The organism is Collinsella sp. CLA-ER-H4, from assembly GCF_040092395.1.
Classification (GTDB): Bacteria; Actinomycetota; Coriobacteriia; order Coriobacteriales; family Coriobacteriaceae; genus Collinsella.
Map to the genome: position 1 here is coordinate 57,754 of NZ_JBBNLQ010000011.1, position 8,836 is coordinate 66,589.

An 8,836-nucleotide genomic window follows, 5' to 3' on the forward strand; every position below is an offset into this window, starting at 1 on the left:
GGGCTGACATGCCTCATCGTTCCCGCTAAATTTTTCGAAAATCAAGTGTATCCCTCGGCTAACTTAGGGCATAATGCAAAAAGTGCGACATGGCTAACTTACGGAGACGCACCGATGGTGCACGGTCAGCCGGTCGCTTGCATCCACTACGTTTCCAAGTGAGAGGGAGACAACATGAGCGATATTTTGGACGTCTACGGTCGCGAGGTGCTCGACAGCCGCGGCAATCCCACCGTCGAGGTCGAGGTCGTGCTCGAGGACGGCAGCTTTGGCCGCGCAATGGTGCCTTCGGGTGCTTCGACCGGCGCCTTTGAGGCCTGCGAGCTACGCGATGGCGACAAGGGCCGCTACCTGGGCAAGGGCGTTTCGCAGGCCGTCGAGCACGTCAACAACGAGTGCGCTAACGCCGTCGTGGGCCTCGACGCCTTCGACCAGCGCGCCGTCGATGCCGCGCTGATTGCCGCGGACGGTACCCCCAACAAGACCAAGCTCGGTGCCAACGCCATCCTGGGCGTGTCGCTGGCCGTTGCCCGCGCCGCCGCCGAGTCGGCGGGCCTGTCGCTGTACCAGTACCTGGGCGGCGTCAACGCTCATCTGCTGCCCACACCTATGATGAACATCCTCAACGGCGGCGTGCATGCCGACAACAACGTCGACTTCCAGGAGTTCATGATCATGCCGGTGGGCGCCCCGAGCTTTGCCGAGGGCCTACGTTGGTGCGCCGAGGTCTACCACACCCTCAAGGGCGTGCTGCACGAGGCCGGCCTGGGCGGCGGCGTGGGCGACGAGGGCGGCTTTGCCCCCAACCTTAAGACCAATGCCGAGCCGTTCGAGTACATCACCAAGGCCGTCGAGAAGGCTGGCTTTAAGCCCGGCGTCGACTTCATGTACGCCATGGACCCGGCCTCGACCGAGTTCTACAACGCCGAGACCGGCATGTACGAGCTCAAGGGCGAGGGCGTTGAGTATACGAGCGCTCAGATGGTCGATTACTGGGAGAAGCTCGTCGACACCTATCCCATCATCTCCATCGAGGACGGCATGGCCGAGGAGGACTGGGACGGCTGGGTTGAGCTCACCCGTCGCATTGGCAACAAGGTGCAGCTGGTGGGCGACGACCTGTTCGTCACCAACACCGAGCGCCTCAAGAAGGGCATCGAACTGGGCGCTGCCAACGCGATTCTGGTCAAGGTCAACCAGATCGGCACGCTCACCGAGTCGCTCGAGGCCATCGAGACCGCCAAGGAGGCCGGTTACGCCTGCATCGTGAGCCACCGCTCCGGCGAGACCGAGGACTCCACGATCGCCGACCTGGTCGTGGGCGTCAATGCCGGCCAGATCAAGTCGGGCGCCCCGTGCCGTAGCGACCGTATCGCCAAGTACAACCAGCTCATCCGCATCGAGGACGAGCTCGAGGGCAGCGCGCGCTACGCCGGCAAGGCCGCGTTCTACAACATTCGCTAAACGGGCGAATTTGGCGAGGGGGAGGCTGACTCGGTTCCGCCTCGCCTTGGCTGGATGCCGCAAAGCGCTATGGGCGCTGGGCCATACGGCTCAGCGCCTTTTTTATGTCGAGCAAAGGCTGCCGAAGGTGGTGCGCGCGCTCGTGCTATAACTAGAATACTTAGCGCAAACAAACCTCAACCGCACAAGGCGCACATGGATCAGATTTACGACAACAGGTACTATTCCGCCGGTTCGCGTGAGCCGTCGCCTCGCCGTGCGCGCACGGTGCAGCTCGGTGGGTCCGCCTACGCCGGTGCCGACCGCTCCACGCAGCGCCCGACAAGTACCTCGCGCCCCAATGCTCAAGTGAATACTTCGGCAGATGGACCGGTGCGCCCGGCACGTTCGACACATGCGTCGCGTCCCTCGGCCCAGACGCACGACAGGTCGAGCAGGCCCTCGAGCCGTCTTTCGGGCTCGGACTTTATGCGCTACGCCAACGACAATGCGGTGGTCAAGGCGATCTATGACTTTACACATGGCTCTCTTCGCCCGCTGTTTATCGGTATCGTGGTGGCGCTGGCGCTCGTGAGCCTGTATTTTCCCGTACGCGACCTGTATGTGGCTAAGCGCTCGAGCGATATCTTGGCCAAGCAGGTCGAGATTCGCGAGCAATATAACGACGAGCTGCAAAAAAGCGTCGACAAGCTGCTCTCGGAGGAGGGCATCAAGGACGCGGCATCCGAGGACCTGGGCCTGGTAATGCCTGGCGAGACTAGGATTGATGTCTTGGGCTTGGACGATGATTCGGACTCGTCGTCGGCTGAAAAGAAGTCGTCGAACGCCAAGAAGGCCAGCGAGGTGGCCAAGGAGATCGAAGAAGTCGGCAAGGACGCGCCGTGGTACATTCATACGCTCGACATGCTGTTTGGATTTAACGGCGTCGAGGGTCAGACGGTCGCGTCCAGCGGCGAGTAGGCGAGTAGCGCCCGGAGGGGAGCCCGCAATGGCAGATTGCAAACGATATAAGGTGGCCGCGATCGACCTGGGAACGGTGTCGTCGCGACTAGTGCTGGCGCAGGTCGAGGCCGGGGCGATCGTGGAATCGTCCAAGCATACCGAGATTACCGATCTGGGCGAGGGCGTCGACGCGACGGGCCGCTTTTGCGAGGCGGCGGTCGAGCGCGTGCTCGCCGCATGCCGCATGTTTGTGGACGAGGCGCGCGACTTTGGCGCCGCGTGCGTCTGCACCACCTGCACGAGTGCCGCGCGCGATGCGTCCAATGCCGCGCTGCTGCTGGACGGTCTACGCGATCTGGGACTCGAACCGCAGGTGATTCCGGGCGAGGTCGAGGCGCGCCTGACGTTTTTTGGCGTGGCACACGACTTTGCTGGCGAGCGCATCATCGTCGCCGATTCGGGCGGTGGCTCCACGGAGCTCGCGACGGGCGTCTATGCGCCTGAGCGCGGGGTCTTTGCGCTGGAAGGGACGCGCTCGCTGGACATTGGCTGCCGCCGCGTGACGGAGCGCTTTTTCTCGGCGTTGCCGCCTGCGGACGGCGAGCTTGCGGCTGCCGCCGCGTGGGCGGGCGAGCAGTTCTCCGCCTATTTTGAGGGCCTGCCCAGCGACTTTGAGCGCGCCGAGCGCCTGGTCGCGGTGGGCGGTACCGTCACCACGCTCGTGGCGCTGGTCCACGAACTGGAGCCGTACGACTCGAGCTTTGTGCACCTGCGCGAGCTTTCGATGGAGCAGATCTCGGACGCTATCGATCATATGTCTACGCTGGATGTGGAGGGTATCGCTGCGCTGCCGGGCGTGCAGTCCAAGCGCGCGGGCGTGATTCTGGCCGGCGCCGTGGTGGTTCGCGAGCTCATGCGCGCCGGTGGCTACGAGTCGCTCACCGTAAGTGAGAACAGCCTCCTCGCCGGCATGGCCGCCACCATCAACGAAACCCTCGACGGCGCGACCCCCACCATCGCCTGGACCCCCACTCTCAGCACCCTTTAACCATCTTCCTCTGAGTTGCGGTGAAATAGTTCCTAAATAAGCTGGTAAACGGTATAAACAGGATCTATTCCACCGCAACTTAGAGCCCTGCCGGCGTGTAAAAGGAACGAGCCCGCATCCCTGGGGAACACGGGCTCGCAAGCAATCACATGGTAGGGGCGGTGGGACTCGAACCCACAATCCTTGCGGCGAGAGATTTTAAGTCTCCTGCGTATGCCAATTCCGCCACGCCCCCGTGAGACTAGAAGTCTAGCACAAGCCGTCCGTTACGCGTTGACGGCCATCGAGTGTTGGCCCGACTTCTCCAGGAACTCCTGGAACTTGGCTTCGTCACCCTTGTTCTGGTATTGCAGGGCCAGCAGGTACTCCAGGCGGCAGCGCTTGACCGGGTCGTCGCCAACATCCTCGAGCATGCGCTCCAGCTCGGGAATGTCGTTGTGGCGCTTGAGGATCATCGTGTCGTACATCAGCTGACACTCGTGTGCAACCGCTTCGGCTTGACCGCCCTCAAAGCCCTTGATCTCGTGCAACAGCTCCTTGGACTTTTTGCGGTCCTCCTGGCCAACGTAGTAGTTAAAGGCCTTAATTACCAGGTCGACACGCTGCATCTTGGGGAGGTTGAGTCCCAGCAGCAGGTCGAACATCTCGCTGGCGCGCTCGTGGTCCTCGCGCAGCAGATAGGAGTTCAGGCGCAGGTAGTCGCGGTTATAGCGCGGGTACAGCATGCTGGTGAGTTTGGCGTCGAGCAAACGATCGAACTCGTCCCACTGCTTGGCAGCCATAAGCTGCTGCAAGCGCTTGAACGTGGTGCGTTTTTTGACGCTAAAGAACACCGACACGGCGATGCAGATGATAACGACGGCGGTCCAGAGGGTGCGGGAATCGGGCATATTGGGGTCCTTAGTCGCTCATAAAGCGAGCGGTATGACAACACGTACTAGATGTATTATACGCAGCGCGCAAGCAAACTGGCATAAAAGTGCATCGAGGCCGAGCGCCATCGCTCGCTGCGGTACACTTACCTAAAGTAAACCATGAAGGGAGACATTACCTATGAAGAAGATCGTTTTGGCTTGCGGTGCTGGCGCTGCTACTTCCACGCTCGTTGCCCAGAAGGTCGCCACCCTGCTCGACGCCAACGGTTACGCCGACAAGTATGAGATCGTGCAGTGCGCCATCTCCGAGGCCAAGGATTACTGCGACGAGGGCGCTGATCTGCTGATCGCCACCACCGTTGCCCCCGAGGGCCTCACCTGCCCGTACGTGAGCGGCGTGCCCTTCATGACCGGCATGAACCGCGTCGCTGCCGAGAAGGCCGTTCTCGACGTTATGGCTCAGTAGGCGCTGCCTGTATGAATGAGCAGAACGCCAATCCGGTCGAGCTCTTTGGCATGCGCGTTGCCCATGTGGGCATTAACGCCACCGACCCGGCAGATGCCTTGGAGATCGCGGAGCTGTTCTCGACGATGATGGGCCTGCCCGTTATTGAGACCCCGGTTTCGTACTTTAACGATTCGCTGGTCGAGATCATGAAGCAGAACGGTCGTGGCGCCAAGGGCCACATCGGCTTTGCCGTCAACGACATCGATGCAGCTGAGAAGTGGTTTGCCGAGCGCGGGCTCGAGGTCAACGAGGAGTCGCGCGTGCTGCTGCCCGACGGCGGCACCAAGCTCGTGTACTTTAAGCGCGAGTTCGCCGGCTTCGCCGTGCATCTGTGCCGCGAGTAGTGCACAAGCTGCCATAGCTAGCAAAAAGGGATAGGGCCGCGTGGCCCTATCCCTTTATTTATGCCGAGGGGCTTCCTACCGCGGCAGGCGAATCGTAAGGCGGCTGCCGACGCCCTCGACTGAGGTCACGCCAATGACACCGCCATGGCTATCGACGATCCACTTGGCAATGGCAAGCCCCAGACCCGAGCCCTGCGCGCCGGCATCGCGTGCGTTGTCGGCGCGGTAGAACCGTTCAAACGCGTGAGCTGCGGATTCCTGGTTCATGCCGATGCCCTCGTCCTCAACACTTATGTCGATCGTGCCCACGCCCGCATCGGGCGTTATGCCAAATGTGACGGTCGTTCCCGCATCCGAGTACTTGGCGGCATTCTGCACGATCACGCGCAGAGCCTGCTTCACGAGTGCCACGTCGACGGGCGCGTCGCAGCGCGGGTCGCTGACAAGTGCAGCGTCAAAGGCCAGTCGATACGTGTGCGCGGCATCGATCATCTGCGATTCCTCGCATACCTCGGCGACCAGTGCGGCCAGGTTGGTATGCGCACGCCGCAGAACCGCGCGCCCGGCATCGCCGCGCGCCAAAAACAGCAGCTGCTCCACGAGCTCCTGCATGTGCTCGCTTTCGGCCTTGAGGGACGCGATGGATTCTGCCAGCACGTCCGGGTCGTCTTTGCCCCAGCGGTCGAGCATGTTTACGTAGCCCTGAATCACCGCGATGGGCGTGCGTAGCTCGTGGCTTGCATCGTTGACAAAGCGCATCTGCTGCAGCTTTGCCTCTTGCATCTGACGCAGCAGGCGGTTGAGCGCGACCTCGATGCTTGCTAGGTCGGCGTCGCCGGTGGTGACGCTCGGCGAGTCGACGCTTGCGCGCTCGATGGCCTGCTCCAGCGTTTCCATCTTGCCGCCGGAGAGCTGCATGCGGCCGAGTTCGTCCACGCGCAGGGCCAGATCGTTGAGCGGCGCCATGGTACGGCGCACGCGGCGGGCGCCGCCGAGCATGTTGAGCACGCTGATGACCTGCCAACCCACAACGACAAGGTAGAGAGGCCATAGCGTGACGAGGTCCTGCGCGAGGGGGAAAGTCTTGGTGGTACGCGCAAGCTCGACGGTATAGGTGAGCGTTGTCAGGTCCCAGCCGCGCGCGGGCGTCAGCGACATGCCGCGAACGGTGGCGCCGGGGATCCATCCTGCGGTAAACGCGCCGTCGGACAGCGTTTGGTTGTATCCATAGACGAGGATCGCCGCCGCAATCACCATCAGCAGCAGATCGAGCCAGACGTAGCTCATCAGGCGGCGCCACATATAGCCCCAGTTGATGGCGCGGGCGATGGAGGTGACGCGCTTGGCCTCGGCGTTACGCACGGCAGGCATAGCCCACCCCGCGCACGGTCTGGATGATGCGGGCGCCGCCGGCGTCCTCGATCTTGGCGCGCAAATGTGCGATGTGCACGTCGACGTTGTTGGTGTCGCCCACGTACTCGTAGCCCAGCGCCTCGTGCGCGATGCGCTCGCGTGTGAGCACGGTCTCGGCATGCGCCATAAGCAGGGCGAGGACGTCGAACTCGCGGGCAGTCAGCACGATGGGCGAGCCGCCGACCGTGACTTCGCGGCGGTCGGGATCGAGTACGACCGAGCCCACGGCGAGAGTGGCGGGGGAGGGCAAGGCGGAAGCTCGAGTCGAGTCGCTGACCGGGGGTATTGCAGCGGCGTCTCCGCCCGCGCCGGCCGCCATGCCCGTCTCGGCCCCAACGCCCGAAGCCGCCCGCACGGCCTCCGAGCGCTTCAGCGCCACGCGGATCCGTGCGAACAGCTCCTCAATCGCAAATGGCTTGGTCAGATAATCGTCGGCGCCGGCATCGAGCCCGGCCACCTTGTCCATCACGGCATCGCGAGCGGTGACCATAATCACCGGCACATTCTTGTGCTTGCGGACACGCCGCAGCACCTCCATGCCGTTGAGCTGCGGCAACAGCACATCGAGCAGAATCAGATCGTAGTCGCGCTCCAGCGCCAGGTCCACAGCGGTGCGGCCATCGGCGGCGTGTTCCACCTGGTAGCCCTCGTGCTCCAGCTCGAGCGTCACAAAACGGGCGATTTTCTCCTCGTCCTCTACGATCAGGATCCGTGCCATGCGTGCCCCCGTCTGCGATTACTTGTCGTCGTTGAGATTTTGCTTGATGTCGTCCGCGGCATCGGCGGCGTGATTCATAAGGTTGTTGATGCTGCCGGGCACGTCGCCGTCGCTATCGATGCGGTAACGCATGCCAAAGAACAGGCCAATCAGCATCAGCCATATCGTGGCGCCCCAGGCAAACAAGGCGATGATGGGGATAAGGATGGGGATGTTGAGGACGATCGCATCGCGGCGCGTGGCGATAAACTTGGTGTCCAGGCTCAGGCGGAAGAGCTTTTTGAGGTACTCCCACACGCTGTCCATCTTTTTGGAGAAGTCGGTCTTTTCGCTCGACTTTTCGTAGGCGGCCTGCGCGGCGACCATCTCGGCCGAGGGTTCATCGACTGGCGCGGACTCGGTGGCGGCGTGCGCCGATGTGGTCTGCGTCTTGCCCTGCGACTCGAGCCAAATGATGGCGTCCAAAACGTTGCCGTCGGCGGCGTCGAGCGCGGCCTTGGCATCGGTGTAGCTCACGTTGCACTTGGTGCGGATGGTTTCAACTTTTTCGAGGTCGTCCATGACCTGTCCTTTCGTTCGATGGGCGCGACGCCGGGCGATCTGCCCGGGCGCGAGCGTTGCGTTCGGAGGCCTGCGTGGCGCCGCCGCCCTTGGTCGAACTCTATAGTGCAGGTTATAGATTAAGCGATTCTTGAGCCAAGATTAATGTTGGATGAGTTTTTGTGCGGCGGTGGGGAAGGGAGAGGTGTCTTTTTGGATGGCTAGCAGCGAGGTCTAATACTTTTCCCGAGAAGTGAACGAGCTAAAACGGACCCCCGAAGCATCGACACTTTGCTAAAACGGACCCCCGAAGCATCGACACTTTAAAGGTGCCGTTTCCTGCGGTTTCGGTGCTGGAATCCTGCGATTTTGCCGCCGAAAGATGCGGATGTTTCAGGGGTCTAAAAACAGCCGTTCACTTCTCGGGAAAAGTATTAGACCTCGATAGCGGGGGATGGGGTGCCGGTACAAAACGACGTCAAGGGTTGGTCGAGCAGGCGGTTTCTCCATTGATGTCCGCACGACATGTGACACTTACCCTGCCGCTCTGCTCTGCCGCGGCGGCATGTGCCCAAACAACGACCCTCTAAGGAGTTCGATATCGATGAGTGACAACACCAAGCATCTCGCAAAGAAGCGCGTCAAGGACGCGGGGCCGTGCCTCGTGCTGTGCCTTGCCGGCGCAGCGGTCGCGCTGCTGGCTGTTCGGGGGCCGTTCGACGTGCTCCGAAGTGCCGTCTTTCTGCACGTTTGCATGGCCCTTGCCGGCGCCATGATGACCGGCGGCGTGCTCGATCTGATTTTTTGGGTGCTTGACCCGTTTGGATGGAAGAACGAGGGTAAGCCCTAAGGGATGGAAGGACTGGAACGGTTGGCTTAGTGATCGTGCAGAATGTGGGCTAGCGACTTGCAGGGAAGTGGTGATCCGATGACAGTCTATGTGACGGGCGATATTCACGGCGGCGTCGACATGCAAAAGCTGCG

10 protein-coding genes and 1 tRNA gene are annotated in these 8,836 nt (G+C 61.9%); 6 read left to right on the forward strand and 5 right to left on the reverse strand.

The window, feature by feature from the left end:
• The first annotated feature begins 174 nt into the window (after positions 1-174).
• The 3 genes from eno to AAAX34_RS07715 all read left to right on the forward strand — a co-directional run bounded on the left by eno (position 175) and on the right by AAAX34_RS07715 (position 3,454).
• Positions 175-1,464, forward strand: coding sequence for a phosphopyruvate hydratase (eno, locus tag AAAX34_RS07705; RefSeq protein WP_117564903.1), 1,290 nt, complete (start codon positions 175-177; stop codon positions 1,462-1,464).
• Positions 1,465-1,659: 195 nt separating this feature from the next.
• Positions 1,660-2,424, forward strand: a complete 765-nt coding sequence (locus AAAX34_RS07710; protein WP_349110713.1) for a hypothetical protein — start codon at positions 1,660-1,662, stop codon at positions 2,422-2,424.
• Between the two features lie 28 nt (positions 2,425-2,452).
• Positions 2,453-3,454 (forward strand): hypothetical protein, encoded by a 1,002-nt coding sequence (locus tag AAAX34_RS07715; protein ID WP_349110715.1) that lies wholly within the window; start codon positions 2,453-2,455, stop codon positions 3,452-3,454.
• A gap of 150 nt (positions 3,455-3,604) precedes the next feature.
• On the opposite strand, the gene AAAX34_RS07720 is transcribed toward AAAX34_RS07715, so the two are convergent.
• Both AAAX34_RS07720 and AAAX34_RS07725 read right to left on the reverse strand, forming a co-directional pair.
• Positions 3,605-3,689 (reverse strand) — tRNA-Leu (locus AAAX34_RS07720).
• A gap of 31 nt (positions 3,690-3,720) precedes the next feature.
• Positions 3,721-4,344 (reverse strand): hypothetical protein, encoded by a 624-nt coding sequence (locus tag AAAX34_RS07725; protein WP_349110717.1) that lies wholly within the window; start codon positions 4,342-4,344, stop codon positions 3,721-3,723.
• 163 nt (positions 4,345-4,507) lie between these two features.
• Here AAAX34_RS07725 and AAAX34_RS07730 point away from each other — a divergent pair, with 163 nt between their 5' ends.
• The gene (locus AAAX34_RS07730; RefSeq protein WP_006235903.1) at positions 4,508-4,795 is read left to right on the forward strand and encodes a PTS sugar transporter subunit IIB; all 288 of its coding nucleotides are present in this window, start codon (positions 4,508-4,510) and stop codon (positions 4,793-4,795) included.
• A gap of 11 nt (positions 4,796-4,806) precedes the next feature.
• A complete protein-coding gene (locus AAAX34_RS07735; protein WP_349110718.1) occupies positions 4,807-5,181 on the forward strand; it encodes a VOC family protein in 375 nt (124 codons plus the stop codon).
• A 75-nt stretch (positions 5,182-5,256) separates the two neighbouring features.
• Here the strand turns inward: AAAX34_RS07735 and AAAX34_RS07740 are convergent, their stop codons facing one another.
• The 3 genes from AAAX34_RS07740 to AAAX34_RS07750 are packed head-to-tail and all read right to left on the reverse strand — an operon-like array spanning position 5,257 to position 7,873.
• Positions 5,257-6,552 (reverse strand): HAMP domain-containing sensor histidine kinase, encoded by a 1,296-nt coding sequence (locus tag AAAX34_RS07740; RefSeq protein WP_349110719.1) that lies wholly within the window; start codon positions 6,550-6,552, stop codon positions 5,257-5,259.
• Entirely contained in the window at positions 6,536-7,312 is a 777-nt protein-coding gene (locus tag AAAX34_RS07745; RefSeq protein WP_349110721.1) for a response regulator transcription factor, read from the reverse strand. The genes AAAX34_RS07740 and AAAX34_RS07745 overlap by 17 nt, the downstream gene beginning before the upstream one ends.
• 18 nt (positions 7,313-7,330) lie before the next feature.
• Positions 7,331-7,873: a DUF4342 domain-containing protein gene (locus tag AAAX34_RS07750; RefSeq protein WP_349110722.1), complete on the reverse strand. Its 543-nt coding sequence runs from the start codon at positions 7,871-7,873 to the stop codon at positions 7,331-7,333.
• A 583-nt stretch (positions 7,874-8,456) separates the two neighbouring features.
• Between AAAX34_RS07750 and AAAX34_RS07755 the strand changes: the two genes are divergently transcribed.
• Positions 8,457-8,702: a hypothetical protein gene (locus AAAX34_RS07755; RefSeq protein WP_349110723.1), complete on the forward strand. Its 246-nt coding sequence runs from the start codon at positions 8,457-8,459 to the stop codon at positions 8,700-8,702.
• The last annotated feature ends 134 nt before the right edge of the window (positions 8,703-8,836 follow it).

Bases quoted from the DNA above. Each gene is read 5' to 3' on its own strand.
- eno (WP_117564903.1), top strand. From the start codon at position 175: ATGAGCGATATTTTGGACGTCTACGGTCGCGAGGTGCTCGACAGCCGC.
- AAAX34_RS07710 (WP_349110713.1), top strand. From the start codon at position 1,660: ATGGATCAGATTTACGACAACAGGTACTATTCCGCCGGTTCGCGTGAG.
- AAAX34_RS07715 (WP_349110715.1), top strand. From the start codon at position 2,453: ATGGCAGATTGCAAACGATATAAGGTGGCCGCGATCGACCTGGGAACG.
- AAAX34_RS07725 (WP_349110717.1), bottom strand. From the start codon at position 4,344: ATGCCCGATTCCCGCACCCTCTGGACCGCCGTCGTTATCATCTGCATC.
- AAAX34_RS07730 (WP_006235903.1), top strand. From the start codon at position 4,508: ATGAAGAAGATCGTTTTGGCTTGCGGTGCTGGCGCTGCTACTTCCACG.
- AAAX34_RS07735 (WP_349110718.1), top strand. From the start codon at position 4,807: ATGAATGAGCAGAACGCCAATCCGGTCGAGCTCTTTGGCATGCGCGTT.
- AAAX34_RS07740 (WP_349110719.1), bottom strand. From the start codon at position 6,552: ATGCCTGCCGTGCGTAACGCCGAGGCCAAGCGCGTCACCTCCATCGCC.
- AAAX34_RS07745 (WP_349110721.1), bottom strand. From the start codon at position 7,312: ATGGCACGGATCCTGATCGTAGAGGACGAGGAGAAAATCGCCCGTTTT.
- AAAX34_RS07750 (WP_349110722.1), bottom strand. From the start codon at position 7,873: ATGGACGACCTCGAAAAAGTTGAAACCATCCGCACCAAGTGCAACGTG.
- AAAX34_RS07755 (WP_349110723.1), top strand. From the start codon at position 8,457: ATGAGTGACAACACCAAGCATCTCGCAAAGAAGCGCGTCAAGGACGCG.